At 70.6% G+C, this 25,783-nt stretch carries 23 protein-coding genes and 1 tRNA gene; 10 read left to right on the top strand and 14 right to left on the bottom strand.

What is annotated here, in order from left to right; translation table 11 throughout:
* Positions 1-458: 458 nt before the first annotated feature.
* From J2S22_RS17700 to J2S22_RS17680, 5 genes are all read left to right on the top strand, one after another.
* On the top strand, positions 459-1,130 hold the full coding sequence (locus J2S22_RS17700; protein WP_272775988.1) for a bifunctional 4-hydroxy-2-oxoglutarate aldolase/2-dehydro-3-deoxy-phosphogluconate aldolase: 672 nt from the start codon (positions 459-461) through the stop codon (positions 1,128-1,130).
* A gap of 12 nt (positions 1,131-1,142) precedes the next feature.
* Positions 1,143-2,246 (top strand): sugar kinase, encoded by a 1,104-nt coding sequence (locus J2S22_RS17695; RefSeq protein WP_272775987.1) that lies wholly within the window; start codon positions 1,143-1,145, stop codon positions 2,244-2,246.
* Positions 2,247-2,499: 253 nt separating this feature from the next.
* Positions 2,500-3,870, top strand: a complete 1,371-nt coding sequence (locus tag J2S22_RS17690) for a hypothetical protein (protein WP_272775986.1) — start codon at positions 2,500-2,502, stop codon at positions 3,868-3,870.
* A gap of 144 nt (positions 3,871-4,014) precedes the next feature.
* Positions 4,015-4,791, top strand: a complete 777-nt coding sequence (locus tag J2S22_RS17685; RefSeq protein ID WP_272775985.1) for a 3-ketoacyl-ACP reductase — start codon at positions 4,015-4,017, stop codon at positions 4,789-4,791.
* Between the two features lie 157 nt (positions 4,792-4,948).
* Positions 4,949-5,212: a hypothetical protein gene (locus J2S22_RS17680; protein ID WP_272775984.1), complete on the top strand. Its 264-nt coding sequence runs from the start codon at positions 4,949-4,951 to the stop codon at positions 5,210-5,212.
* Positions 5,213-5,249: 37 nt separating this feature from the next.
* Here J2S22_RS17680 and J2S22_RS17675 read toward each other — a convergent pair whose 3' ends face one another.
* From J2S22_RS17675 to J2S22_RS17615, 13 genes are all read right to left on the bottom strand, one after another.
* Entirely contained in the window at positions 5,250-7,526 is a 2,277-nt protein-coding gene (locus J2S22_RS17675) for a xanthine dehydrogenase family protein molybdopterin-binding subunit (RefSeq protein ID WP_272775983.1), read from the bottom strand.
* On the bottom strand, positions 7,523-8,029 hold the full coding sequence (locus tag J2S22_RS17670) for a (2Fe-2S)-binding protein (RefSeq protein ID WP_272775982.1): 507 nt from the start codon (positions 8,027-8,029) through the stop codon (positions 7,523-7,525). Before J2S22_RS17670 ends, J2S22_RS17675 begins: the two co-directional genes overlap by 4 nt.
* On the bottom strand, positions 8,026-9,354 hold the full coding sequence (locus tag J2S22_RS17665; protein ID WP_272775981.1) for a cytochrome c: 1,329 nt from the start codon (positions 9,352-9,354) through the stop codon (positions 8,026-8,028). The genes J2S22_RS17670 and J2S22_RS17665 overlap by 4 nt, the downstream gene beginning before the upstream one ends.
* Positions 9,355-9,988: 634 nt before the next feature.
* The gene (locus J2S22_RS17660; protein ID WP_272775980.1) at positions 9,989-11,662 is read right to left on the bottom strand and encodes a response regulator; all 1,674 of its coding nucleotides are present in this window, start codon (positions 11,660-11,662) and stop codon (positions 9,989-9,991) included.
* The gene (locus J2S22_RS17655; RefSeq protein ID WP_272775979.1) at positions 11,659-13,404 is read right to left on the bottom strand and encodes an ATP-binding protein; all 1,746 of its coding nucleotides are present in this window, start codon (positions 13,402-13,404) and stop codon (positions 11,659-11,661) included. The genes J2S22_RS17660 and J2S22_RS17655 overlap by 4 nt, the downstream gene beginning before the upstream one ends.
* The gene (locus tag J2S22_RS17650) at positions 13,401-14,402 is read right to left on the bottom strand and encodes an ATP-binding SpoIIE family protein phosphatase (protein ID WP_272775978.1); all 1,002 of its coding nucleotides are present in this window, start codon (positions 14,400-14,402) and stop codon (positions 13,401-13,403) included. Before J2S22_RS17650 ends, J2S22_RS17655 begins: the two co-directional genes overlap by 4 nt.
* Before the next feature lie 143 nt (positions 14,403-14,545).
* Positions 14,546-14,926: an anti-sigma regulatory factor gene (locus J2S22_RS17645; protein ID WP_272775977.1), complete on the bottom strand. Its 381-nt coding sequence runs from the start codon at positions 14,924-14,926 to the stop codon at positions 14,546-14,548.
* Between the two features lie 4 nt (positions 14,927-14,930).
* Entirely contained in the window at positions 14,931-15,320 is a 390-nt protein-coding gene (locus J2S22_RS17640; protein ID WP_272775976.1) for an STAS domain-containing protein, read from the bottom strand.
* Between the two features lie 4 nt (positions 15,321-15,324).
* Positions 15,325-16,200, bottom strand: coding sequence for an STAS domain-containing protein (locus J2S22_RS17635; RefSeq protein ID WP_272775975.1), 876 nt, complete (start codon positions 16,198-16,200; stop codon positions 15,325-15,327).
* A 261-nt stretch (positions 16,201-16,461) separates the two neighbouring features.
* A tRNA-OTHER gene (locus tag J2S22_RS17630) sits at positions 16,462-16,539 on the bottom strand.
* Positions 16,540-16,595: 56 nt separating this feature from the next.
* Positions 16,596-17,441: a DUF2927 domain-containing protein gene (locus J2S22_RS17625; RefSeq protein ID WP_272775974.1), complete on the bottom strand. Its 846-nt coding sequence runs from the start codon at positions 17,439-17,441 to the stop codon at positions 16,596-16,598.
* Between the two features lie 11 nt (positions 17,442-17,452).
* Positions 17,453-18,703: a coiled-coil domain-containing protein gene (locus J2S22_RS17620; RefSeq protein ID WP_272775973.1), complete on the bottom strand. Its 1,251-nt coding sequence runs from the start codon at positions 18,701-18,703 to the stop codon at positions 17,453-17,455.
* Between the two features lie 207 nt (positions 18,704-18,910).
* Entirely contained in the window at positions 18,911-19,501 is a 591-nt protein-coding gene (locus J2S22_RS17615; RefSeq protein ID WP_272775972.1) for a DUF1134 domain-containing protein, read from the bottom strand.
* A 180-nt stretch (positions 19,502-19,681) separates the two neighbouring features.
* Between J2S22_RS17615 and J2S22_RS17610 the strand changes: the two genes are divergently transcribed.
* On the top strand, positions 19,682-20,149 hold the full coding sequence (locus J2S22_RS17610; RefSeq protein WP_272775971.1) for a YHS domain-containing (seleno)protein: 468 nt from the start codon (positions 19,682-19,684) through the stop codon (positions 20,147-20,149).
* On the opposite strand, the gene cysQ is transcribed toward J2S22_RS17610, so the two are convergent.
* Positions 20,139-20,978, bottom strand: a complete 840-nt coding sequence (gene cysQ, locus J2S22_RS17605) for a 3'(2'),5'-bisphosphate nucleotidase CysQ (protein WP_272775970.1) — start codon at positions 20,976-20,978, stop codon at positions 20,139-20,141. The genes J2S22_RS17610 and cysQ overlap by 11 nt on opposite strands.
* Positions 20,979-21,091: 113 nt before the next feature.
* Between cysQ and chpT the strand changes: the two genes are divergently transcribed.
* The 4 genes from chpT (at position 21,092) to J2S22_RS17585 (ending at position 25,752) form a co-directional block, all read left to right on the top strand.
* Positions 21,092-21,781: a histidine phosphotransferase ChpT gene (gene chpT, locus J2S22_RS17600; protein ID WP_272775969.1), complete on the top strand. Its 690-nt coding sequence runs from the start codon at positions 21,092-21,094 to the stop codon at positions 21,779-21,781.
* Positions 21,782-22,137: 356 nt separating this feature from the next.
* Entirely contained in the window at positions 22,138-24,837 is a 2,700-nt protein-coding gene (locus J2S22_RS17595) for a hybrid sensor histidine kinase/response regulator (protein WP_272775968.1), read from the top strand.
* 11 nt (positions 24,838-24,848) lie between these two features.
* Positions 24,849-25,313, top strand: coding sequence for a chemotaxis protein CheW (locus J2S22_RS17590; protein ID WP_272775967.1), 465 nt, complete (start codon positions 24,849-24,851; stop codon positions 25,311-25,313).
* A 73-nt stretch (positions 25,314-25,386) separates the two neighbouring features.
* The gene (locus J2S22_RS17585; RefSeq protein WP_111421800.1) at positions 25,387-25,752 is read left to right on the top strand and encodes a response regulator; all 366 of its coding nucleotides are present in this window, start codon (positions 25,387-25,389) and stop codon (positions 25,750-25,752) included.
* The last annotated feature ends 31 nt before the right edge of the window (positions 25,753-25,783 follow it).

Raw genomic sequence — 25,783 nt, 5'->3', positions numbered from 1 at the left:
AGACGGCAGCCCGCGCCGCCGCGGCACGACGCCGCGCCGCGGCCGGCCGCCAGACGCAGGGGCCGGGACAGGCCCCAGGCGCGTCGGACTCGCGACCGTCGGCACGTTCGGTCCCGACCCGGCGGGCCGGCCGGCGGCGCACCTCCGGCCGGTCTCTCGCAGCCATGCCGGGCCGTGGTCCCGGTCTGCGTTCCGGGAACAGCTCGCATCTTGACGATCGCCCCGCCCCGATGGTTTTGTAACTAGACAGTTACTTGGCCGTCGGGTCGAGTCCCGCCGGCCGGATCGGCCGCTCCTTCCGCCTGTTCACGCCGCACCAGGCATGCCAATGGCCACCGAGCAGCTCGGCGGCGCCGGGCACGGCGACACGCATTCGGGGCGTCCGGAGACACTCATCGACGGCGGGCTCCGCGCGGCGGCCGGCCCGTCCGTCGCCACCGGTCGAGGAGACGAATGACATGGCACACGATCGCATGACCGTCCTGGCGGCGATGATGGACCAGGGGGTGATCCCGGTGTTCTATCATCCGGACACGGAGGTCTGCCGGAACGTCATCCAGGCCTGCGCCGACGGCGGCGCCAAGTGCATCGAGTTCACCAATCGCGGCGACTTCGCCTCGCAGGTCTTCCTCGACGTCGCCCGCCACTTCGCCAAGGCGGATCCCAGCGTGATCATGGGCGTCGGCTCGGTGGTCGACGCGCCGACCGCCGGCCTCTACATCGCCAACGGCGCCAAGTTCGTGGTCGGCCCGCTGCTCAACCCCGACGTCGCCAAGGTCTGCAACCGTCGCAAGATTCCCTACAGCCCCGGCTGCGGCACCATGTCGGAGATCAATCAGGCGGAAGAGCTCGGCTGCGAGATCGTCAAGATCTTCCCGGGCGACATCGTCGGCGGTCCCGCCTTCGTCAAGGCGGTGCTGGCGCCGTGCCCGTGGACCCGCCTGATGCCGACCGGCGGCGTCGACGCCTCGGAGGCGTCGCTGCGCGCCTGGTTCGAGGCGGGCGTCGTCTGCGTCGGCATCGGCTCCAACCTGATCACCAAGAAGCTGCTCGAGGCCAAGGACTACAAGGGTATCGAGACCAGGGTGCGCGACACCATCGCGCTGATCCGGACCATCCGCGGCAAGTAAGAGGCACGAGACATGACCGAGATTCTGAAGATCCGGCCCGCCACCGAGACCAGGTGGGACTGCGCCTCCTTCGGCGAGGTGATGCTGCGCTTCGATCCGGGCTTCGGCCGCGTGCGCAACGCGCGCAGCTTCCAGGTGTGGGAGGGCGGCGGCGAGTACAACGTCGCCCGGGCCATGCGCAAGTGCTGGGGCAAGCGCTCGACCGTCGTCACCGCCCTGCCGCAGAACGATCTCGGCTGGCTGGTCGAGGACTTCATCATGCAGGGCGGGGTCGACACCTCGCACATCCTCTGGCGCGAGTTCGACGGCATCGGCCGCAACACCCGCGTCGGCCTGAACTTCACCGAGAAGGGTTTCGGGGTCCGCGCCGCGCTGGGCTGCTCCGACCGGGGGCATTCCGCCGCGTCGCAGATCAAGCCCGGCGAGATCGACTGGGAAAGGCTGTTCGGCGAGGAGGGGGTGCGCTGGTTCCACACCGGCGGGATTTTCGCTGCGTTGGCGCCGAACACCTCGGAGGCCGTGATCGAGGCGGTGCAGATCGCCAAGAAATACGGCACCATCGTCTCCTACGACCTCAACTACCGGGCCTCGCTGTGGAAGAGCCAAGGCGGAAAGGCGGGTGCGCAGAAGATCAACCGCGAGATCGCCAAGTATGTCGACGTGATGCTCGGCAACGAGGAGGACTTCACGGCCTGCCTCGGCTTCGAGGTCGAGGGTCTCGACGAGCACATCTCCAAGATCGACCCGGTCAACTTCAAGAAGATGATCGAGGCCGCCGTAAAGGCGTATCCGAACTTCAAGGTCGCCGCGACGACCCTGCGCAACGCCAGGACCGCGACCTTCAACGACTGGGGCGCCATCATCTGGGCCGGCGGGCAGTTCTACGAGGCGCCGATGCGCGAGAACCTCGAGATCTACGACCGCGTCGGCGGCGGCGACGGCTTCGCCTCCGGTCTCGCCTACGGCTTCCTGGAGGGCAAGGGCCCGCAGGCGGCGGTCGAGTACGGCGCCGCCCACGGCGCGCTCGCCATGACCACGCCGGGCGACACCTCGATGGTCAACGTCAAGGAGGTCGAGGCGATCATGAAGGGCAAGGGCGCCCGGGTGATCCGCTGACATTTCCCTTTCTGACCCTCTCCCCTCGTGGGAGAGGGCGCCCGAGCGGCGCTCGGGCCGGCGAGGGGGCGCGCCACGGGCGCCGCGCTTGCGGCAGGACGCCCCACGCGCGAGCGCCTCTCCCCACCGTCATGGCCGGGCTTGTCCCGGCCATCCACGTCTGCTCGTGTGGCATCGGCCGAAGGTCGTGGATGGCCGGCACGAGGCCGGCCATGGCGAATCAGAAATCCACGCCAAACAGGGGCGAACGCTCATGAAGATCGACACCGCACTGACGCCGAACGACCTTCTTCCGGCGATCCGTCGCATGTGGGATCTCTCCGCCGGCAAGATCGTCGCCATCGACCGGACCATGGACCGCGCCGCCGGCGCGCCCGTGCACACGGTGGCGGGCGAGTACAAGCCGCGCGGCTGGACCGACTGGACGCAGGGCTTCGAGTTCGGCAGCGCCATCCTGCAGTTCGACGCGACCGGCGACGAGAGCTTCCTGGCGCTCGGCCTCGACCGCACCTGCGCCGACATGCCCGTGCACGTGACGCATTTCGGCGTGCACGACCACGGCTTCAACCAGATCTCGACCTACGGAAACCTGCGCCGGCTGGTGAACGAGGGCCGCATCGAGGAGGACCCGTGGCAGCTCGAATATTTCGAGCTGGCGCTCAAGTGCTCCGGTGCCGTGCAGGCGCATCGCTGGACCGAGCTCGGCGACGGCTACGGCTACATCCAGTCGTTCAACGGGCCGCATTCGCTGTTCATCGACACCATGCGGACGCTGCGCGTGCTGGCGCTGGCCCATCAGCTCGGCCACGTGATGAAGGGCGAGGGCGACCAGGTGATCCCGCTGCTCGGGCGGCTGATCGCCCATGCCCGCACCACCGCCCAGTACGGCGTGTTCTACGGCGAGGGCCGCGACATCTACGACGTGCGCGGCCGCACCGCCCACGAGGCGATCTTCAACACCGCCAGCCGGGCCTTCCGCTGTGTCGGCACGCAGCAGGGCTATTCGGGCTTCTCCACCTGGACGCGCGGTCTCTCCTGGGCGATCACCGGCTATGCCGAGCTGCTCGAGTTCATGGAGACGCTCGACGAGGCGGAGGTCGAGGCGTTCGGCGGCAAGGCCGACGTGATCGCCATGATGGAGAAGGCGGCGGCGGCGACCTGCGACTTCTACATTGCCCACACGGCGACCGACGGCATTCCCTACTGGGACACGGGCGCGCCGGACCTGGCGAAGCTCGGGGACGTGTACAACAAGGAGTCCGAGCCCGAGAACGACGTCGAGCCGGTCGACTCCTCGGCCGCCGCCATCGCGGCGCAGGGCCTGCTGCGTTTCGGCGCGTGGCGCGAGGCGACCGGCCGCGACGACGCGGCGCGCTACCGCCAAGCCGGCCTCACGGTGCTGCGCACGCTGCTGTCCGACCGCTATCTGAGCATCGACCCGAACCATCAGGGGCTGGTGCTGCACAGCCAGTATCACCGCCCCAACGGCTGGGACCACGTGCCGCCGGGCCGCGCCAATCCGTGCGGCGAGGCGACCATGTGGGGCGACTATCACATGCGCGAGCTCGCCCTCTACGTGCAGCGTCTCGCCGAGAACGGGCCGTATCTGACCTTCTTCGGGTGAGGCGGCTCGCCGCCACGACACTCTGACTCGTCATGCCCGGGCTCGTCCCGGGCATCCACGGCGCGGGATCGCAGCGCGCACGAGACGTGGATGGCCGGGACGAGCCCGGCCATGACGGTCACCATGCATCGGGAGTGAAGAACCATGAATCACAAGACCAAGCGCCGGGTCGCCCTGGTGACGGGCGGGCGGCGCGGCATCGGCCTCGCGGTCGCCGAAGGCCTCGCACGCGACGGCTACGACGTGGCGATCACCGGCACGCGCGACGACGACGTGGCGCAGGCCGCGGTGAAGCGCCTCGCGGCACACGGCGTGGCGGCGACCTACGTCGCCGGCAACGTGCAGGACGTCGCCGACCACGCCCGCGTGCTCGACACGGTCGAGACGGCGCTCGGGCCGGTCGACGTGTTCGTCTCCAACGCCGGCGTCGCCCCGCCGCAGCGCCTCGACGTGCTGGAGACGACGGCCGAGAACTTCGACTACGTGCTCGGCGTCAACCTGCGCGGCGCCTTCTTCCTCGCCCAGGCGGTGGCGACCCGCATGCTGAAGGTGCCGAGCGAGACCCCGCGCGCGCTGATCGTCGTGTCGTCCTGCTCGGCCGAGATGGTGTCCAACAACCGCCTCGAATACTGCATCTCCAAGGCGGGCCTCGCCATGGTGGTGGAGGGACTCGCGGCGCGTCTCGCACCCGACGGCATCGCCGTGTTCGAGGTCCGGCCCGGCATCATCAAGACCGACATGACGGCCGGCGTGACCTCCAAGTACGACGCGCTGATCGAGCAGGGCCTGGTGCCGGCGAAGCGCTGGGGCACGCCCGAGGACATCGCCGCCGCCGTCTCGGCCCTGGCGAACCCCGCCGTGGTGTTCTCCACCGGAACGGTCGTCAACGTGGACGGCGGCCTGACCATCACGAGGCTGTAGCTCGCTACCATGATGCCTCTCCCGGCAACGCCGGGAGAGGCGCGTCGCCCCGTCTGATCAGGTCATCTTCGAACCGTACTCCTCCGGACTGTGCCGGGGCGGCGATTCGGGTACCAGCGCTGCCGATCCGACGACCGGGCCCGGGGGCCTTCCTGCCATGACGACGCTGACCGTGATCGAGACGCTGCGCAAGGCGCGACAGCGGGTGGAGAACGGCACCCATTCGGGCGTGTTCGAGGCGGTGCGCTCGCTGGAGGGCGAGGCGAGCGGGCTGACGCGTGACTGCGTCTACTACGCGCTGCTCGACACGGTCGCGGCGGGCGAGGCGGCGGGCTCGATCGCCAGCCTGCATCGCACCAACGGGGCCGCCCTCGCGCTGCTCGACGCCACCATCGCGCGCCTCACCGCCAAGCTGCACTGACCGTCCGGGCGCACCGGAGGCGGTCGCCGTCGGGTGATCACCCGGCGCGGGACGCCGGCCGACGGCCGAGCGCCGTGCGGACCTTCGCACGGTCGAGCGGCAGGTCGCGCAGCCGCACGCCGGTCGCGTCGGCGACGGCGTTGGCGATCGCCGCGGCCGTCGGGCCCTGGCCGGATTCGCCGGTGCCGAGGAAAGGCTGGCCCGGCCTGTCGATGATGTGGACCTCGACGCTCGCCGGCACCGCGTCGAAGCGCAGGATCGGATAGTCGGCCCAGCTCCGGCTGGTGATGCGGGTGCGATCGAAGCGGACCGCCTCGAACAGCGTCCAGCTCGTCGACTGTACGATCGCGCCCTCGATCTGGTTCCTGATCCCGCTCGGGTTCACGGCCTCGCCGGAGTCGACCGCCGCGACGACGCGGCCGACCGTCACGGCACCGCTGTCGCGATCGACCGTCAGGTCGAGCGCCACCGCCGTGTAGGCGCCGAGATTCTTGTAGCGGGCGAAGCCGAAGCCGCGCCCGGTGCCCGGGCGCCTCGTACCGGCGCTGCTCCACCCGAACGCCTCCGCGGTCTTCGAGATCACGTCGCGGGCGCGCGGGTCCTCCATGTGGTTCAGCCGGAACTCCACCGGGTCGATGCCGGCCGCGGCGGCGAGGTCGTCCAGGAAGGTCTCGATCGCGAACACGTTGTGGTAGGCGCCGAGCGAGCGCAGTGCCGAGACGCGCAGCGGCATGTCCGGGATGAAGTGGTTGGTCACCCGGCCGCGGGGAAACCGGTAGAGCGGGATCGCGTTGCGGTCGCCGCCGCCCTCGGGCTGCGGCAGCGGCTTCGGCGGCGGCGGCGTGAACGGCTGCTGCAGGTAGAGGGCCGGCAGCAGATGGCCGGCACGGCCGGGCCGGGTCAGGTGGGTGTTGCTCCACACGTCGTGGGTCCAGTCGACGATGCGGCCGCTCCGGTCGAGCACCGCCGTGAGCTTCGCCACCATGGCGGGGCCGTAGGGCTCGTAGCGGTGCTCGTCCTCGCGCATCCACTGCACCCGCACCGGCCGGTCCGGCACGGCGACGGCGAGCAGGGCCGCGTCGGCGGCGACGTCGTCGGCGCCGTTGTGGCCGTAGCATCCCGAGCCTTCGACATGGATGCAGCGGACCTTGTCGGGCGGCACCTGCAGCATCTCGGCGAGCGCGTCGCGCAGCGGGTAGGCGCCCTGGCTGTGCGTCCACACCGTCATGCCGTCGCGGGTCGCCTGCGCGATGGCGCAGGACGGGCCGATCGAGGCGTGCATCTGGTACGGCTTCGTGAACGTCGCCTCGAAGCGCCGGCCCTCCGGCGCGCCGAGATGCCCGGTGTCCAGGATGTCGGTGTCCTGGCTGGGCAGCTTCAGGATCGTCTGGTCGATCGTCGCGGCGTCGGGAAGGTCGGAGTGCCCCTCCCACCGGGCGAGCACGGCGAGCCGCCGCATCGCCTGGATGCACGGCCACTCGCCCTCGGCGACCACGCCGAGGAAGCTGCCGTTGCGAACCACCTTCAGGACGCCCGGCATCTGCTCGACCGCGGCCGCGTCCACGGCGCGCAGCCGTGCACCCGGGCTCGGCGGCCGGACGATGCGGCCGTGCACCAGTCCGGTCGGCCGCATGTCCTGCACATAGGCGGCTCCGCCCGTCACCTTGGCCGGGATGTCCACGCGCGGCACCGGCCTGCCCATCACGGTGTGGTCCGCCGGATCCTTCAGGGGCGACTGCGGCGCGGCATTCACGTGCAGCATCTCGGCCGTGACGATCTCGCCGTAGGACAGGCTGCGCCCGTCGGGCGCCGTGACGGCGGCGCCGCCGGTGCGGAGCCGGTCGGCGGCGACGCCGAGCCGTCCGGCCGCGGCGGCGACCAGCAGGGCGCGGACCTGGGCGCTGGCGTGCAGGATCGCGGTGCCGGAGTCCTGCATCGAGTGGCTGCCGGCCGTGTAGCCTTCGTTCGCCGTGCGGGCCGTGTCGGCCGTCACCAGCGTCAGGCTCTCGAACGGCACGTCGAGCTGCTCGGCCGCGACCTGCAGCAGCGCCGTCTTGATGCCCTGGCCGAGCTCGGCCTTGCCGGTGAACACGGTGATGCGGCCGTCGGCGTCGATGCGGATCCAGGCGTCGAGCAGCGGCTCGTTCTTCAGGCTGCCGGGCTGCGGGAGCGGCTTGCGCGCCTCTTCGCCGACGTTCTGGGCTTCCTGCGGATCCTGCGCGAAGGCGGTGCGGGCGAGCGCGAAGCTCATCACCAGCGCGCCGCTGCCGGCGAGGACGCCGCGGCGGGAGACGACGTGCGGCACCGGGCTCATCGGACCGCCCCGGTGGTCACGGGAGAGGGGCCGCCGTCGCCGGCGCTCCGCATCAGATCGGCGGCGCGCTGCACGGCGGCCAGGATGCGCATGTGGGTGCCGCAACGGCAGAGATTGGCCTGGAGATGGTCGCGGATGTCCTGCTCGCCCGCCGCCGGGTTCTGCTCCAGCAGCGCCTGCGCCCGCATCATCATCCCGGGAATGCAGTAGCCGCACTGCGCCGCCTGCTCGTCCATGAAGGCGCGCTGCATCGGCCCGGGGCTGTCGATCGTCCCCAGTCCCTCCACGGTCTTGATCTCGCGGCCCGGCAGGGCGGCGACCGGGGTGACGCAGGAGTACACGGCGCGGCCGTCCACCATCACGGTGCAGGCGCCGCACTGGCCGAAGCCGCAGCCGTACTTGGCACCGTGCAGGCCGAGCTCGTCGCGCAGCACGTAGAGGAGCGGCGTCGCCGGATCGGAGGAGACGTCGTGACGCGTGCCGTTGATGGTGAGCGTGATCATCGCGCATCCCCTCCGCTGTCCGAAGCGTCGCCCGTACGGATCCGGCGGAGCATGCCGGCGACGTCGTCCCAGGCCGGCTCGCCGGCGATCGCGGTGCGCACGTGCTGGGTCACCTGCACGATCTGCTCGTCGGTGAGGGCTCCGTCGAAGCCGGGCATCAGCGGACCCGCGGTGCGGTCGCGCGGATGCACGCCCTCCAGCACGGCGCGCAGCAGGTTCGCCGGGCTGTCGAGCCGTGCGGCGGTGACGAGCGAGAGCGGCAGCGCATGGACGATCTCGCGCGCCGCGTCGTGGCAGCCGCCGCAGGCGCCCGCATAGATCGGATCGCGCCCGGGCGCCGCCGCGCCCGCCGTGCCGGTGGTGCTGGCGGGGCCGGGCTCCGCCAGCTCGGCGAGCAGCGAGCGGGCCGCCTCGGCCCGCTCGCGCGACGGCTCGCCGACGGACTGCGCCACGTAGCGGGCCATGGCTGCGACGTCCTGATCCGGAACCCGCGACAGATTGCGCGCCACCTCGATCATCGGACCCGACGCGGCGCCGTGATGACGGTCGAAGCCCTGCTTCAGGTAGCGGGCGAGCGCCTCGGCCGTCCACGGCACGGGCGCCGGATTCCGCGTCGTCAGCGCCGGCGCGATCCAGCCGTCGGAGGTGCCGCCGGCGAAGCGCCGCTCCGTCTCCTCGGCGCCGAGCGCGTTGCGGGGCGTGTGGCAGGCGCCGCAATGGGCCAGGCTCTCGACCAGATAGGCGCCGTGATTCACCTCGGCCGTCGCGGAGGCGTCGGGCTCGAAGCGGCCGGGCCGGAAGAACAGGAGCTTCCATCCGGCGAGCAGCGGCCGGAAGCCGAGCGGGAAGGGCAGGTCGTTCGCCGGTGCGGTGTCGTGCACCGGCGTGCGGGTCATCAGATAGGCGTAGAGCGCGTCGATGTCCCGATCGGTCAGCCGCGTGAAGTGGTCGTACGGGAACGCCGGGTAGAGGTGCTCGCCGGCCCGGTCGACGCCGTCGCGCATCGCGCGGGCGAACGCCTCCTTCGGCCAGCGGCCGATGCCGGTGTCGGGATCGGGTGTGATGTTGGTGCCGTAGATGGTGCCGAACGGCGTTCGCAGTGCGCGGCCGCCGGCGAGCGCCGGCCCGCCCTCGACGGTGTGACACGACGAGCAGTTGCCGATCGCGGCGAGCTCGGCGCCACGGGCGACGAGCGCGTCGTCGAACCAGTCGGGCCGCGGAGCCGCTGCTGCCTCGATCGCCGGTCGATGAGCAAAGACGAGAAATCCGCCGAAGCCCAGGCCGGCGAGCACGAAGAGGGCGAGCACGACTTTCAGGAACCGCATCGATGCACGTGGTCCGGCGCTGCTTGGATTGCGAAGGTCGCCGGGGCAATGCGGGGGGTGCGACAATCGTTCCCACCCGGGTGCGGGGCCGGTCGCACGCCCGCCGCGCCGATGTCGGGAAACAGTCACAAAGCGCCGCTATGGTCGCTGTGGGTGACGGGCAGTGCGCCCGGTCGCTCGCGGACCTCGACCCGGGGCTTGGATTTCCGTCCGGTGTCCCCATATGAGGTTCAAGCGGCAATCGCCGCACCCGTTCTCACGAGCCGCCTGACCGCGGATGTACCGGCAGGCTCCGGCCGTGAGACGGGACCCGACGCCGAAGGGCGTCGGCGAGTTTTCCCTCCGATGGGCAGGTTCGCTGGACAGGTCTGTTCAGCAGATGCCGACGTGGAAGCGGCCGATCCGAAGCGGCCGGCGCCTCGCGAGGCGCACCCGCGTCCGGAGGGACGACATCTCCTCCCTCTCACGTGCCACCTGACCGCGGATGTACCGGCAGGCCGGCGCGTGAGACGGGACCCGGCGCCACACGGCGCCGGCTTTCTCTTTCCTGATCAGGTCCGCTCTCGGCGGCCGGGACACCGGCCGGCCGGGTGCGTCGGCGCGCGTCCGTCGCCGTCCGGCTCACCGGCCCGGCTCACCCGGCCGACGCTTCGGCCCGGTGATCGAGCACGCTGCGCAGCTTGGCGGCGAGGCCCGAATAGGTGAACGGCTTGGCGATCAGGTGCAGGCCCGGGTCGAGCCGGCCGTCGTGCACGATCGCGCTGGTCGCGTGGCCGGTCGTGAAGATCACCCGCACCTCCGGCCGGCGGCGCGTCGCCTCGTCGGCGAGCTCGCGCCCATTCATGCCGCCGGGCAGCCCGAGATCCGTGAACAGCAGCGTCACCTGCTCGCGCTCGAGCACGGCGAGCGCGGCCGGGCCGTTCTCGGCCTGCAGCACGCGGTAGCCGAGCTCGCCCAGGATCTCGGCCGAGTGCTCGCGCACGTCGGGATCGTCCTCCACCACCAGGATCGTCTCGTGGCGATGGCCGGCGGGCGTCGAATGGGCGGCCGGCTCGTGCTCGCTGGCGGCGTCGTCGTCGTCGAACCGCGGCAGGTAGATCTTCACGGTCGTGCCGTGACCGACCTCGGAATGGATCCGTACATGCCCGCCCGACTGCTTGACGAAGCCGTAGACCTGGCTCAGCCCGAGGCCGGTGCCGTGGCCGATGTCCTTGGTGGTGAAGAACGGCTCGAAGGCCTGCGCGATCACGTCGCGGGTCATGCCGACGCCCGTGTCGGTGACGGCGATCACCACATAGGGGCCGGGCACCACCTCGGCCTCGCGGGCCGCGCTCGCGTCGTCGAGCTCGGCATTGGCGGCCTCGATGGTGATGCGGCCGCCGTTCGGCATGGCGTCGCGGGCATTGACCGCGAGGTTGAGGATCGCGCTCTCGAGCTGATTGGGATCGGCGTTCACGCGCCACAGATCGTCGGCCACCATCGGCGTGATGGCGATCTGCTCCCCGAAAGTGCGGCGGAGCATCTCGGAGATGTTGCCGACCAGCGCGTCGACGTCGGTCGGCTTGGGGTCGAGCGGCTGCCGGCGGGCGAAGGCGAGCAGGCTCTGGGTCAGCGACGACGCGCGCCGCGCCCCGCGCGCCGCGTTGTCGAGGGCGCGCTTCAGCCGGTCGGGCACGTCCTCGGGCAGGTGCCGCTGCAGGATGTCGACATTGCCCATGATGATGGTCAGAAGATTGTTGAAGTCGTGGGCCACGCCGCCGGTGAGCTGGCCGATGATCTCCATCTTCTGCGACTGCGCCAGCGCGGCCTCCGCCTTCTCGCGCTGCACGATCTCGTGGCGCAGGCGGTCGTTGGCCTCGGCGAGATCGCGGGTGCGCTCCTCCACCCGGCGCTCCAGCGTCTCGTTGACGCGCCGCAGCTCGTCCTCGGCCTTGCGGATCCGCAGCAGCGCCCGCACGGCGGCGGCGAGCTCCTGCGGCTCGGCTGGCTGGACCAGATAGGAGTCGGCGCCGCTGTCGAGGCCGCTGGTCCGGTCGGCCGGCGTCGTGAAGGTCGCCGAGGTCTGCAGGACCATCACCTCGGGCCAGCGCGCCTTGATGGCGGCGCACACCTCGGTGCCGTTGATGTCGGGAAGCTGGACGTCGAGCAGTACCACGTGCGGATGGTGCTCTTCCACCATGCGGAGCGCGTCGGCCCCGGTCGCCGCCTCGATCACGGCGAAGCCGGCGCGGGCGAGGTCGCGGTTCTTGGTGTAGCGGCCGATCTCGCGATCGTCGACGTTGAGGACCAGTGGCCTGCCGTCCGTCATGGCACCACCTTGTTCTCGATCATGTCGGCCAGCAGGGTCGACAGCCTCTCGCGCGAGAGATCGCGTTTGGACAGGATGGGGACGCCCGGCCGCACCCGTGCCGCGATTTCGGGGGTCACCGCGAGGGAGGTCGAGATCACCACCGGGATGCGGCTCGCACGCGGGTCGGCCTCCAGCCGCTGCAGGGCCGCGAAGCCGTCCATGCGCGGCATCTGCAGGTCGAGCAGCACGAGGTCGGGCGCATCCTCGCAGGCGCGGCGGAGGCCGGCCTCGCCGTCGGCGGCCTCGATCACCTCGAAGCGCGAGTCGCCGCCGATGAGCTGGCGGAAGACGTAGCGGAAGGTCTCGTCGTCGTCGATCACCAGCACGCGCCGCCGCGTCGTGGCGCCCGCCTCGCCGGCCTCGCCGAAGCGCGGCGGAATCGCGAGGCGGAACACCGAGCCCTGGCCGAGCACGCTCTCGACCGCGAGCTCGCCGCCGAGCAGCGCCGCGAGGTTGCGCGACAGCGACAGGCCCAGGCCGGTGCCCTTCACGGTGCGCTGGATCCGGGTGTCGATCTGGCTGAACTCCTCGAAGATGCGCTCCTGGTGCTCCGGGGCGATGCCGATGCCGGTGTCGCGCACCGCAAAGACGATGCGGCCGGTCGCCTCGTCTTGGGCGGCCGACACCGCGACCTCGCCGGCCTCGGTGAACTTCAGCGCGTTGGAGATCAGGTTGCGCAGGATCTGCGTGACCTTCGCCTCGTCGGTGACGAGCGGCGGCAGGCCGCCGCCGCTCTCGAACACCAGCTCGACGGCCGGGTTGGTCTGCAGCGGCTTGAGCGCACCGCGCAGGCCGCCGAACAGCTCGGCGACCGTGAACGGCACCGGGCGGATCTCGACCTTGCCGGCCTCGACCTTGGCGAGGTCGAGCAGATCGTTGACAAGCTCCAGCAGGCCTTCGGCGGAGCGGCGGATATAGCCGACCTGCTTCTCCTGCTCGCCGGTGAGATCGCCGTCGACACGGTCGAGCAGCAGGCGCGACAGCGCCAGGATCGAGTTCAGCGGCGTGCGGAACTCGTGGCTCATGTGGGACAGGAAGCGCGACTTCAGCTCGCTCGCCTGGCGGAGCTGCTCGGCCCGCTCGTCGAGCTCGGCGTAAAGGGCGACGACGCCGCGATTGGTGTCGGAGAGCTCGCGGTCGAGCGTCTGCGCCTCCTGCTCGCGCCGGCGCAGGGCGTCGAGCGTCTCGATCAGCTCGCGGTTCTGCTCGCGCAGAGCCGAGAGCGGGTCCTCTCCCTGGACGGCGAGATCGCGCACGATCGCGGCGAGCCCGGGTGCCGTCACCGGGGCGGTCCGCGCCGGCAGCAGATGCCCCAGCGTCACCACGGTGCCGCCCTCGGGCGGGCACTCCACGTCGAACCGGTCCATCAGGCGCTTCGCCCCGACGAGCCCCAGTCCCATGCCCTCGGGCGAGCGGTAGCGCCCCTCGAAGATCGCGTCGAGATCGGCGATGCCCGGCCCGCGGTCGCTCACCCGGATCGTGAAGACCTGCCGGCCGTTGCCGGTGTCGAGCGCGAACTCGGCGCGGCCGCCCCGGCCGTAGCTGAAGGCATTGCGGGCGATCTCCGAGACGGCGGTGGCGATGCGGGTCTGGTCTTGCCGCTCGAAGCCGAGCTTCTCGGCGAGCAGGCGGGCGCGCTGGCGCACCGTCACCACGTCGGCCTCCGAGACGATCGCCATGGTGACGATGGGCCAGGTCACGGCGCCGCTCCCCGTCCGGCCACCAGCACCGTGACGTCGTCGCGCCGCCGCCAGTGGTCGCGGAACAGCACCGCGGCGATCAGGGTGGGGTGGGCGCGCAGGAGGCCCGGGTAGCGGTCGAGCGACCAGCTGGTCGACAGCCCGTCCGAGTGCAGCACCACCAGGCCGTCGTCGAACGGATAGTCGAAGCTCTGGATCTTGCGGGCGATGTGGCCGGCCGTGCCGGGCAGCGACACCATCCGGCGGGAAGCCGCCGGAGTCACCACGACACCCGAGACATTGCCGATGCCGCCGAACTCGACCCCGTCCGCCGCCGTGTCGATGCGGGCGATCGACACCGCGGCGCCGCGGGTGGCGCGCAGCCCGCCATGAATGTAGTCGAGCATGGTCGGCACCCGGTGTCCCTTGTGCCGCTGGAAGACCCGCACGGCCTCGGAGGCGGCGGTCGCGGCATTGGGGCCGTGGCCGAGCCCGTCGACGACCATCAGGGTCCGCGCGGTGGCGCTCTCGTCGACGCTCCAGCCGTCGCCGCAGACGCTCTCGCCCTCCATGGCCACCGAGACGACGCCGAAGGTGGCGCGGCTCGGCTTGTTGCTCTGCGGCGGCGGGCCGGGCTCGAAGCGGGCGAGCAGGCCGGTGCCGAGGGCCGGCCACGACACCACCTCGACCGTATGGGCCTGGCGGAACACGGCGCCCAGACCGTGGCCGTTGGTGCCGGCGGTCGAATAGCCGTCCTGGCGGCAGGCGGCGAGGTCGGCGATGCCGCGGCCCTTGTCGAGCGCCAGTACCTGGATGCCGGCCCCGTCGGGCTCGTCGAAGCCGCCGACCAGGATGTCGCCGCCACCCGCGTGCTTGATCAGGTTCGAGGCGAGCTCGGTGGTGGCGAGCGCGACGCGGCCGGCGTCGACCGTGCCGAAGCCGCACTGCTCGGCGCGCTCGGCGGCCGTGCGGCGCGCTTCGGAGACCTGGCTCGTCTCGGTGACGGGAACCCGGATCATGGTCGACCTATCGGCCGGTCCGGGACGGTGTGTTCGCGGCGGGCCCGGACGCCGGTGAACGGCGCCGCGTGCGGGGGTGCGGTCCAGCTCCGCACCCGCGGTTGGCCCCGCAAAGACGATCGTCGGCACGTCGGATCATGATCCTACTTCCATCGCGCGCAGACGATGCGCGTTCCCTCGCCGGGCTTCGAGTCGATGGAGAACTCGTTACACAGCCGTTTGGCTCCGCCAAGTCCCAGGCCGAGGCCGCTGCCCGAGGTGAACCCGTCCTTCAGGGCGAGCTCGATGTCGGCGATGCCGGGGCCCGTGTCCTCGAAGACGAGGCGCAGTCCGCGGCGCATCCCGTCGGACACCACCTCGATCGTGGTGACGCCGCCGCCGCCGTAGTCCAGCATGTTGCGGGCGAGCTCGCTCGCCGCCGTGACGATCTTGGTCTGATCGACCAGCGACAAGCCGACCTCCACGGCGCGGGCCCGCACCTGCTGGCGTACCCGCACCACGTCGTCCGACGAACGAACCTCCATGCGGTCACTCGTCGTCGTCGCCATCGGCGACCTCGGTCTCGTCGAGCCTGCGCTTGATCAGCTCCATGCCGCGCTCGACATTGAGGGCGGTCTTCACCCCGGACAGCGACAGGCCGAGCTCGACCAGCGTGATGGCGACGGCGGGGCGCATCCCCACCACCACGGTCTCGGCGTCGAGCATGCGGGAAATCGCCGCGATGTGGTCGAGCATGCGGCCGATGAAGCTGTCGACGATCTCCAGCGCCGAGATGTCGATCAGCACGCCGCGGGCGCGTGCCGACACGATCTTCTCGGTCAGGTCCTCCTGCAGCGCGGTGGCGAGACGGTCGTGCATGTCGACCTGGATGGTCACCAGCAGCGCGTTCCCGAGCTTGAGGATCGGTATGCGGTCCATGAGCTCAGCCCGCCGGCAGCTCACGCGCCTTGACGGCGACGACGGTGCGGCCGACCCGCTTCAGCGCCAGGGCGAAGGCGTCGGCCAGGGTCGCCTTGGACACGACGTTCAGCTCGACCCCGAGATGCACCATCGTCTGGGCGATCTGCGGACGGATGCCGCTGATGATGCAGTCGGCGCCCATCAGGCGCGCCGCCGAGACGGTCTTGAGAAGGTGCTGGGCCGTCAGGGTGTCGACCGTCGGAACACCGGTGATGTCGATGATGGCGATCTCCGCCGTCTGGGCGACGATCGATTCCAGGAGGTTCTCCATCACCACCTGGGTGCGCTGGCTGTCGAGGGTGCCGATCAGCGGCAGCGCCAGGATGCCGTCCCACAGCTTGACCACCGGCGTCGACAGCTCGGCGATCTCGCGCTGCTGGCGGATGATCGTCTCCTCGCGGCTCTTCTGAAACACCTCTATGGTGTACAGGCCGAGCGCGTCGATCAGCTGCGTGATGTCCTGGACGGCGCGCGCCACGGTCGACGGGTCGCCGGCCTCGGCGGCGCTCACCGCCTCGAACAGCGGCTGCTTGAGCGAGAACACGAAGGTCGCTGTCTCGGACGGCGTGAAGCCCTGCACGGCCCGGGAGCGCGACACGTCGGCGAGGACGTCGCGCAGCGGGCCGTAGTTCGGGCTGGCGGCGTCGAGCCCGCCGGCGATCGCGGTCGACAGCAGCTCGAGCACGGTGCGGCACTGGGTCTGCAGCTCGGCCTCGCGCAGCCGGCCGGAGGCCAGAGCTCCGGTCGACTTCAGGCGATCCGACCAGGCCGACAGGATCTGCGGACCATGCTCGGACAGGATGGTGGCGAAGAGGCTGGCGTGCGAACGAGTTGTCATGATCCTCCGGGACCTCGGGACTCGGAAAAGTGCATGGCGGGCGGGGTGGAACGGGGCGCCGGTCGGCCGTGCATCCTGCGCGAGACGGACCGGAGAACGCACATGGTCGGGCGACCTGATCGGATCGATTGAGGGATCGATGGCGCCATCGATGGCCCTGCTGGCAGCGCCCGGCCGAGCCGAGGCGGTTGCGAAGCGTGGTGACGGGCCGTTGGTAACGCAGTCCGGTCCGGTTAGTTCCATCCGGGAGGGGACGCGGCGTGGAGGCCCAGCCTGGATTCGAACCAGGATGTGGGAGAGCAGTCGGCACCCCCCGCGTCACCATTCCGCCACCGGGCCACCACCGAACGCTAGGAGCCGCGGCGTGCCGCCGCAATCGAAACGAAGCGTTAACCTTACCGCCCGGTTGCGGCGGGCGGCGCCGGGGCATCCGCCGGCGTCCGGTCGACCGCCGCACGCACCTCCGGCAGCACCGCCCGCGCGGTCGCCTCCGCCTCGGCGCGGGTCATGCCGGGCCGCATGCGCGGGTGATAGAGCAGGCCGAGCAGGTGACGGTCGTAGCGGCCGAAGCGGCCGGTCCGCACCGCGTCGTTGAACATTGTCCACGGCACCGCGTCGGTGTCGTCGATCGGCCCGAGCGCCTGCAGGATCTCCTCGAACGCGCAGTCGCGGAAGGCGAAGTCCGAGGTGTCGGCCGCCAGCACCACGACGGCCCGGGATATCCGGTTCGCGGAATCGCGTGAAAACCCGCTGATGCATTCGGGCTGCAGGCGACGGAGGATCGATCTCGCCCGCGCCGGGCCAAACACCGCCCGCACGGTGGCGGGGATGTCGCGCCGCCGCACCACGAGCACGGTGAGGTTGGCAGCGTCGCGGGCCGGGGTCGTCGCGAGGTCGAGATGCGGCACGCCCCGGCCGATCTCGGCGACCACCGCGGCGACCTCGGCGGTGCGGCGGGTCCGCAGGGCAGGGGGAGTGCCCGTCGCGTCGACCAGGACGCGGACCGGGCCGTCGAACCGGCGAATCCGGTCGTCGGGTGCGGTCGAGAACTCGGCACCGAACGCGACCGCCAGGAAGCCGCGCAGGATCTGGTCGTCGGTGAAGCGGGCCGGTTCCCGGATCGGGGGGGCGGGCCGGTGCCGCTCACGTCCGGGCGGGTGCCGCTCGCCGGCGGCGGCCATGTTCGCGACGGATGCGATCGCCAGGACGAGCAGCGCCACCGCCGCGGGGAGCCGGCGCACGGGCCGGCGGGTCAGGAGGCCGCCGGTGCCACCTCCGGCACCGCGGCGCCCACGCCGGCCGGCACCGGCGGCGCCACCTTGGAGGCGCGCGCCTGCAGGGCGCGGATGCGCTGGACGAGATCTCCGCCGCGCGACGCGGGGCCGTCGGTCGCGGCGGCCTCCGCCCCGGCCGGCTCGGCCGGGCGGTCCTCGGCGAGCAGCGCCTCGATCGGGGAGCCGGCGCCCTCCAGCACCATGGTGAGGCGCACCACCTCGGCGGCGACGTCGTTGATGCGCTCGCGCAGCAGGGCGTTCTCGACCCGCTCGCTGGCCCAGGACTCCTCGCTGCCTTTGCGGAACGCCGCCAGCTCCTGCTCCAGCCGGGCGTTCTCGGCACGGGCCGCCTTCAGCTCCTGCTCCAGCCGCGCCGTCTCGCCACGCAGGCCTTCCGAGGCACCGGCCGCCTCCTCGCGCGCCTTGCGGGCGTCGTATTCGCGCTCGACCAGCATGCGGCCCTGCTCGGTCAGCCGCTCCTCCAGCTCGCGGATGCGCCGGCCCAGGCCCTCGGCCTCGCCGGTCTGCTCGCCGAGCTGGCGCTCGAGCTCGCTGGTGCGGGTGCCGAGCTCGGCCGCCCGGGTGCGCTCCTGGGCGAGCTCCGCCGCCACGCTCGCGGCGGCCGCCCGCTCCTTGTCCATCCGGGTTTTGGTGTCCCGGAGGTCGCTCTGCGCCTGCTCGACCCGCGACTTCAGCGACTCGATCTGGGTCTTCAGGGTGGCGATCTCGATGCGCTGGCTGTCCGACACCGAGGTGCGCTCGTCGAGCGCCGCCGTCAGCTTGGCGAGCTCGGCCTCCTTGCCGACGAGCACCCGCTCGACCGACTGGGCCTTGTCGCTCTTGCGGGAGAACTCCTGCTCGGTCGACTGCAGCTGCTCGCGCAGCGCCTTCTCGCGCGCCTCGATGGCGAGCAAGGCGGCGTTCTTCTCGTCCAGCTCCTGCTTGAGGCGACCGATCGCCATCGACTTGCGGCCGAGGTCGGCGAGCTGGCCGGCGGCCCGCGTCTTGAGCTGCTCGACGCTCATCTCCAGGCGCCGCGTCGACATGGCGAACTCGGCGCGGAGCTGGTCCTTCTCGGCCTGGATCTCGGCCATCGAGAACGGGGTCGCGGCCTCCAGGCGTCGCATGGTCAGTCGCACGGCCCGGTTGTGCACCAGCGGCACGAACAGTAGGTTGAACAGGCTCGCGACCAGAAACCCGATCCCGAACAGCATGGCCTGTTCGATCATGGCGAACGCCTCCGGCTACTCGCGCCGCCGGGAGAGGTGCCGTCGGCCGTTTGAGTGTCCAGCTTCTAAAGGGAATTCAACGACCTGACCACTGTTTTGCAAGGCCCGGAAACGGCAAATTCGAAGCGTTCACGCAACAGTGTCCGGCCGCCCGGAGGCGGGAGCACGTCCGGGGAGGCCCCTGCGGGGCGGTTCGACCCGTCTGCGTCAGAACGGGTTCCAGGTCGATTGCGGCGTGAACTTGAGATAGCCGATATTGGCGCCGAGGCGCAGGCCGACGCCGGAGCGGATCGGCACCACCACGATGTTGTTCGACGTCAGCGCCGTCATGCCGAGGCCGCCGATGAAATAGGCGGAGCCGTCGATGCCGCCGAAGCGCTGATAGATCGCCTGGGTCGCTGGCAGGTTGTAGATCAGCATCATGGTGCGGGCGCCTTCGCCGCCGACGTCCCAGCCGAAGGAGGGGCCCTGCCAGTAGACCTTCAGGTCGCCGGCGTTCTTGGTGTAGAGCACGCCCTCGCCGTAGCGCAGGCCGCCGAAGAAGGCGCCGCCGCCTTCCTCGCCGAGCACGTAGCCGTTGGGCAGGCCCCACTGGCTGGCGGCGCGCTCGACCAGGGTCGCCAGGCTGCGCGAGACGCCGCCGAAGAAGCGATGGCCGGCGGAGACGATCTCGCCGGTCGAATAGGTGTCGTTGTTGCGATGGGCGGGAACCGGCTGGCTCTGGGCGGAGGCCGCGATCGGTACGGCGCATCCGAGGAGAACGACCGCGGCCGCGATCCAACGCGAGACTGTGCGCATATCCGACCCTTCCGAACCGTGCCCGACCTTCGACTCGCCCGAACTTCGAATTTGCCCGAGCTTTTGCTGCAGCGCGCTAACGGCGTGATTACGAAATCGCGCTAGGAGTGTCCCACCCGAATCGAGACAACATCCGGCAACACTATGACGCCAAGGCGGCGAACCCGGCAAACTGCGCGCGTGCTCCTGTTCGCTCTGGTTGCCGGGATTCTGGGTCTGGCGCTCGCGCCGACATCCGGTCTGCTGGCCGCGACGACCGAGCGTGTCGTCACCGACCGCTACTCCGGGCTCGCCATCGCGGGCTTCGACCCGGTCTCCTACTTCGTCGACGGCAAGGCGGCCCCCGGCCGTCCCGAGTACGAATACGTCTATCAGGGCACGGTCTGGCGCTTCCGCAACGAGGGCAACCGCAACGCCTTCGCGGACAATCCCGGGGTCTACGCGCCGCTGTTCGGCGGTTACGATCCGGTCGGCATCGCCCGCGGCATCTCGCGGCCCGGCCACCCCGAGGTGTTCGTCGTGCTGCGCGGCCGGCTGATGCTGTTCTACAGCGAGAAGGCGCGCGACAAGTTCCTGGCCGATCCGCTCGCCGTGCTGACCGACGCGCAGAGCCACTGGCCGGAGCTGCGGGCCCAGCTCACGCCCTGACCGGCGCCGGCGCTCCCTCCGGGCATCCCGGTGCCGTCGCGGCCGGGTCGCCCCAGGCGACGAAGCCGGGCACCAGGAAGCCGCCGGGGCCGTCGCCGTAGGCGAGGGGACTGCCGTCCGGGCGCACAACGACACCGCCGGCCGCCGCCAGCACGGCGTGCCCGGCCGCCACGTCCCACTCGCGCGTCGGCGCGAGCCGCGGATAGACGTCGGCGGCGCCTTCCGCCAGCAGCCCGAACTTGACCGCCGAACCGCAGGCGATCCGCTGCCCGGCGCCGCGCGCCGCGAGGAACTGCTCGCTCCGCGGGTCGAGATGCGACCGGCTCACGGCAGCGACGAGACCGGCGGCCGGGCAGGGGCGGGTGCGGATCGCCACCGCCGGGCCGTCGGCGGCGCCGGCCGGCACCGCCACCCGCTCGGCGCCGACGCCGGCGCGGCCGCGATAGAGGACGCCGCGTGCCGGCAGGAACACCAGGCCGGCGGTCGGCCGGCCCCCGCTCACCAGCGCGACGTTGACCGTGTACTCGTCGATGCCGGCGACGAACTCGCGGGTGCCGTCGAGCGGGTCGACCAGCACGAAGGTCTCGTCGCCGAAGCGCCGCCCCGCGTTCGCCTCGCTCTCCTCCGACACCACAGGCACGCCGGGCAGCAGCCGGGCGAGGCCGTCGAGGATCACGTTCTGGGCGGCGCGGTCGGCGGCCGTCACGGGCGACCGGTCGGCCTTCTCGGCGACCGCGAGGGCGCTCCGCGCGACCTCCAGAATCGCGCGTCCGGCCCGCGATACCAGCGCCGAGAGGTCGGCCAGAAGAGCGTCGTCGATCGGGGCCATGGAGATCGTCCGGTATGGTGAACGGCGGTTTGCCTTGGTGCTTCGCGCCGGTGTATCACACCGCACCACCGCGGCGGGGGCGCCGATTCGGTGGCCCGCGGAGACCAGACACGATGTCCAGCGCCGTGACGCCCAGCGCAGCGATCCTCGATCCGCTCGACCTGACCGCCCTGCTGTGCTCGCGGGTCTGTCACGACCTGATCAGCCCTTCCGGCGCCATCGTCAACGGCCTCGAGGTCCTCGAGGACGCCCAGGACGAGGAGACCAAGGCCTTCGCGCTCGACCTGATCAAGAAGAGCGCCGGCCGGGTCTCGGCCCGGTTGCAGTTCTGCCGCCTCGCCTTCGGCGCCTCCGGCTCGGCCGGCGCCCAGATCGACCTCGGCGACGCCGAGAAGGTGGCGCGCGGCGCGCTGGAGGACGAGAAGGTCAAGCTCTCCTGGAGCCTGCCGCGGCTGCTGCTGCCCAAGAATCGGGTCAAGCTCGTCCTCAACCTGCTGCTGCTGGCCGGCCACACGATCCCACGCGGCGGCACGCTGTCGATCGATCCGGTCGGTGACGGCGAGACCATGGGCTTCCGGATCGAGACGCGCGGCACCAATGCCCGCGTGCCGCCCCATCTGCCGCAGCTCGTCTCCGGCACGCCGGAGGATCCGGCCATGGACGCGCACGCGGTCCAGCCCTATTACGCCGGCCTGCTGGCCCGCGCCTGCGGCCTCGACGTCGCCTTCGCGACCGAGGGCGAGGCGATCGTGATCACGGCTACGGCGTCCGCCGGCGCCGAGGCGGTCGCCGGAGTCGGCTGATCGATCTCGTACGAACGGGTTATTTCAAGCCCTTCCGAGTGTTAGTCGCGACGAACCGGCGCGGGCGGCGGAATTTTTTTTGGTCTCGCCGATCGCCGTCGCGGGCCGCTTAACACGACCTTAACGCGCCCACGCGCGCCGACATATTTGCTCTAATTTTCAACAATTCCGAGCGGCTCGCGGTCGTCGCGAGAGCGCAGGCGCGACGCCGCGACCGCCTGCCGATCGACTTTGCGCAGTGTGATGCGCATTTCCATGCGGTCTGCCGAAACGAAACTTAAACGCTTTCCCAACAGACTGCATCAGCTCCCGAATTCCTTCCGGGCTGCTCGAGCCTGTAACGCGAGTTTTTTCCGATGGACGACTTGCTCCGGGAATTCTTGACCGAGACGAACGAGAGCCTCGACGTGGTGGACGTCGAGCTCGTTCGGTTCGAGCAGGATCCAAACAACGCCAAGATCCTCGACAACATCTTCCGGCTGGTCCACACCATCAAGGGAACCTGCGGGTTCCTCGGCCTGCCACGCCTCGAAGCGCTGGCGCACGCTGCCGAGACCCTGATGGGCAAGTTCCGCGACGGAACCTCGGTGACGGGCGAGGCGGTGACGCTGATCCTCTCGACCATCGACCGGATCAAGTCGCTGCTCGACGAGCTCGAGCAGAACCAGGAAGAGCCGGCCGGCGAGGACCGCGACCTCATCGACGAGCTCGAGCGACTCGCCATCAACGCCCCGGCGCCCGCCAAGGCGGCCGAGCCGGAGGCCGCGCCGGCCCCGCAGCCCGCGGCCGACGTCACGGCCGGGACGCTGACCTACCAGATCCTGGAGCGCCAGCTGCGTCCGGGCGAGGTGTCGCTCGACGAGCTCGAGCGCGCGTTCCGCGAGACGCCCGGCCCGAAGTTCACGCCGCCGTCCGACGTGCCGAACGCCGCCAAGGCGGCCGCCGCGCTGTCGAGCCCCGCCGACGGCAAGGGCGAGGAGGAGAAGAACGACTCCAAGGTCGCCAACCAGTCGATCCGGGTCAACGTCGAGACCCTCGAGCACCTGATGACGATGGTCTCGGAGCTGGTGCTGACCCGCAACCAGCTGCTCGAGATCGTCCGGCGCCACGAGGACAGCGAGTTCAAGGTGCCGCTGCAGCGGCTCTCCAACGTCACGGCCGAGCTGCAGGAAGGCGTCATGAAGACGCGCATGCAGCCGATCGGCAACGCGTGGCAGAAGCTGCCCCGCATCGTGCGTGACCTCGCCACCGAGCTCGGCAAGCAGATCGAGCTCGAGATGCACGGCGCCGACACCGAGCTCGACCGCCAGGTCCTCGACCTGATCAAGGATCCGCTGACCCACATGGTCCGCAACTCGGCGGACCACGGCCTCGAGACGCCGGCCGAGCGCCGCGCGCTCGGCAAGCCGGACAAGGGCACCATCCGTCTCTCCGCCTATCACGAAGGCGGCCACATCATCATCGAGATCGCCGACGACGGGCGCGGTCTCAACACCGAGAAGATCAAGGCCAAGGCGGTCTCGAGCGGGCTCGCCACCGAGGCCCAGATCGAGAAGATGAGCGAGGCGCAGATCCACAAGTTCATCTTCGCCGCCGGCTTCTCGACCGCCGCCAAGGTGACGAGCGTGTCGGGCCGCGGCGTCGGCATGGACGTGGTCCGTTCCAACATCGACCAGATCGGCGGCACCGTCGACGTCAAGTCGGTGGCCTGCTCCGGGTCCAGCTTCATCATCAAGATCCCGCTGACGCTCGCCATCGTCTCGACGCTGATCGTCGAGGCCGGCGGCGACCGCTTCGCCATTCCGCAGCTCTCGGTCGTCGAGCTGGTGCGGGCGCAGACCAACTCCGAGCACAAGATCGAGCGGATCAAGGACACGCCCGTCCTGCGGCTGCGCAACAAGCTGCTGCCGCTGATCCGGCTCAAGAGCCTGCTCAAGATGGACGAGGGCGAGGTGCAGGCCGAGTCGGCGAACGACGCCGAGAACGGCTTCATCGTGGTCACGCAGGTCGGCAACCAGACCTTCGGCATCGTGGTGGACGGCGTCTTCCACACCGAGGAAATCGTGGTCAAGCCGATGTCCACCAAGCTGCGGCACATCGCGATGTTCTCCGGCAACACGATCCTCGGCGACGGCTCGGTGATCATGATCATCGATCCGAACGGGATCGCGCGGGCGCTCGGCACCATCGCGACGGCGCAGGGACAGTCCGAGGAGGCGGCCGTCCAGCATCACGCCGGACAGGACAACACCACCTCGCTGCTGGTCTTCCGGGCCGGCTCGCCGGAGCCCAAGGCGGTGCCGCTGTCGCTGGTCACCCGCCTCGAGGAGATCGACGCGACCAAGATCGAGATCTCCAACGGCCGCCGCCTGGTCCAGTATCGCGGCCAGCTGATGCCGCTGGTGCGCGTCAACGACGAGGTGCAGATCCGCACCCAGGGCACCCAGCCACTGTTGGTGTTCTCCGACGACGGCCGCTCGATGGGACTCGTGGTCGACGAGATCGTCGACATCGTCGAGGACAACCTCAACATCGAGGTGTCGAGCGAGGTCCCCGGCGTGCTCGGCTCGGCGGTGGTCAAGGGCCACGCCACCGAGATCATCGACATGGGCTACTTCCTGCCGATCGCCTTCGAGGACTGGCTGCGCCGCAAGGACAAGGCGCTCGGCGGCCCGGTGACGCGCTCGCTGCTGTTCGTCGACGACTCGGCGTTCTTCCGCAACATGCTCACCCCGGTCCTGAAGGCCGCCGGCTATCAGGTCACCACGGTGGGCGCCGCCCAGGAGGCGATCGACGTCCTCAAGTCCGGCAAGCGCATCGACGTCGTCGTCACCGACATCGACATGCCAGGCATGAACGGCTTCGATCTCGCCGAAGCCGTGCTGGCCGATCCCGAGACCAAGGACGTTCCGATCATCGCCCTGTCGGGCCTGACCTCGCCCGAGGCGATCGAGCGCGGACGCGAGGTCGGCTTCCACGACTTCGTGGCCAAGTTCGACCGGCCGGGCCTGATCGCCGCCCTGAAGGAACAGACCGCCCACGCCGAGGCAGCGTGATGGAGACGAGGATGGCGAACGACAACAACCCGAGCGACCAGCTCACCGAATACGTCACCGTCATGCTGGGCGAGCAGCTCTTCGGGCTGCCGATCTCGCGGGTGCAGGACGTGTTCATGCTGGAGCGGCTCACCCGCGTGCCGCTGTCGCAGCCGGAGATCGCCGGCGTGCTGAACCTGCGCGGCCGCATCGTCACGGCGATCGACATGCGCCGACGGCTCGGCCTCCCGAAGCGCGAGGACGGCAAGAAGCCGATGGCGATCGGCATCGAGTCGAAGGGCGAGTCCTACGGCCTGCTGATCGACACGGTCGGCGAGGTCCTCAAGCTCGACGAGAACAACCGCGAGCCGAATCCGGTCAATCTCGACGCGCGGCTCGCCCGCGTCTCGGCCGGCGTCCATCGGCTCGACGGTCAGCTCCTGGTCGTCCTCGACGTCGACCGCGTGCTGGACATGGGCGAGGCCATCGCGGCCTGAGCGAGGCGTTTTTCGACTGCGGGTGGGCCGGCGCAGAGACCGCGGCCGGTTCACGGAAGAAGCGAGGCACGCGATGAAGACCTGTTTGGTTGTCGACGACTCCAGCGTCATTCGCAAGGTGGCGCGGCGTATCCTGGAAGGCATGGATTTCGCGATCACCGAGGCCGAGGACGGTCAGGAGGCACTCGACGCCTGCCAGCGCGAGCTGCCCGACGCGGTCCTGCTCGACTGGAACATGCCGCGCATGGACGGCTACGAGTTCCTTCGCACGCTCCGCCGGATGCCCGGTGGCGACCGCCCCAAGGTGGTCTTCTGCACGACCGAGAACGAAGTCGCCCAGATCGCGCGCGCCCTGCACGCCGGTGCCGACGAATACATCATGAAGCCGTTCGACAAGGACATCGTCGCGGCGAAGTTCCAGGAGGTCGGGCTGGTCTGATCGCGTCCGATCCGGCCTGCTGACCTCCACG

The organism is Rhodoplanes tepidamans (genome assembly GCF_030813915.1).
In the GTDB taxonomy this organism is placed as follows: Bacteria; Pseudomonadota; Alphaproteobacteria; order Rhizobiales; family Xanthobacteraceae; genus Rhodoplanes; species Rhodoplanes tepidamans.
This window is presented reverse-complemented; position numbering and strand designations above follow the sequence as displayed.

Excerpts from the sequence above, each read along its gene's own strand:
- J2S22_RS17590 (WP_272775967.1), top strand. The coding sequence starts at position 24,849 with ATGGCGAACGACAACAACCCGAGCGACCAGCTCACCGAATACGTCACC.
- J2S22_RS17690 (WP_272775986.1), top strand. The coding sequence starts at position 2,500 with ATGAAGATCGACACCGCACTGACGCCGAACGACCTTCTTCCGGCGATC.
- J2S22_RS17620 (WP_272775973.1), bottom strand. The coding sequence starts at position 18,703 with ATGATCGAACAGGCCATGCTGTTCGGGATCGGGTTTCTGGTCGCGAGC.
- J2S22_RS17660 (WP_272775980.1), bottom strand. The coding sequence starts at position 11,662 with ATGACGGACGGCAGGCCACTGGTCCTCAACGTCGACGATCGCGAGATC.
- J2S22_RS17615 (WP_272775972.1), bottom strand. The coding sequence starts at position 19,501 with ATGCGCACAGTCTCGCGTTGGATCGCGGCCGCGGTCGTTCTCCTCGGA.
- cysQ (WP_272775970.1), bottom strand. The coding sequence starts at position 20,978 with ATGGCCCCGATCGACGACGCTCTTCTGGCCGACCTCTCGGCGCTGGTA.
- J2S22_RS17695 (WP_272775987.1), top strand. The coding sequence starts at position 1,143 with ATGACCGAGATTCTGAAGATCCGGCCCGCCACCGAGACCAGGTGGGAC.
- chpT (WP_272775969.1), top strand. The coding sequence starts at position 21,092 with ATGTCCAGCGCCGTGACGCCCAGCGCAGCGATCCTCGATCCGCTCGAC.
- J2S22_RS17645 (WP_272775977.1), bottom strand. The coding sequence starts at position 14,926 with ATGGAGGTTCGTTCGTCGGACGACGTGGTGCGGGTACGCCAGCAGGTG.
- J2S22_RS17665 (WP_272775981.1), bottom strand. The coding sequence starts at position 9,354 with ATGCGGTTCCTGAAAGTCGTGCTCGCCCTCTTCGTGCTCGCCGGCCTG.
- J2S22_RS17650 (WP_272775978.1), bottom strand. The coding sequence starts at position 14,402 with ATGATCCGGGTTCCCGTCACCGAGACGAGCCAGGTCTCCGAAGCGCGC.
- J2S22_RS17700 (WP_272775988.1), top strand. The coding sequence starts at position 459 with ATGGCACACGATCGCATGACCGTCCTGGCGGCGATGATGGACCAGGGG.
- J2S22_RS17675 (WP_272775983.1), bottom strand. The coding sequence starts at position 7,526 with ATGAGCCCGGTGCCGCACGTCGTCTCCCGCCGCGGCGTCCTCGCCGGC.
- J2S22_RS17685 (WP_272775985.1), top strand. The coding sequence starts at position 4,015 with ATGAATCACAAGACCAAGCGCCGGGTCGCCCTGGTGACGGGCGGGCGG.
- J2S22_RS17640 (WP_272775976.1), bottom strand. The coding sequence starts at position 15,320 with ATGGACCGCATACCGATCCTCAAGCTCGGGAACGCGCTGCTGGTGACC.
- J2S22_RS17680 (WP_272775984.1), top strand. The coding sequence starts at position 4,949 with ATGACGACGCTGACCGTGATCGAGACGCTGCGCAAGGCGCGACAGCGG.
- J2S22_RS17595 (WP_272775968.1), top strand. The coding sequence starts at position 22,138 with ATGGACGACTTGCTCCGGGAATTCTTGACCGAGACGAACGAGAGCCTC.
- J2S22_RS17635 (WP_272775975.1), bottom strand. The coding sequence starts at position 16,200 with ATGACAACTCGTTCGCACGCCAGCCTCTTCGCCACCATCCTGTCCGAG.
- J2S22_RS17670 (WP_272775982.1), bottom strand. The coding sequence starts at position 8,029 with ATGATCACGCTCACCATCAACGGCACGCGTCACGACGTCTCCTCCGAT.
- J2S22_RS17585 (WP_111421800.1), top strand. The coding sequence starts at position 25,387 with ATGAAGACCTGTTTGGTTGTCGACGACTCCAGCGTCATTCGCAAGGTG.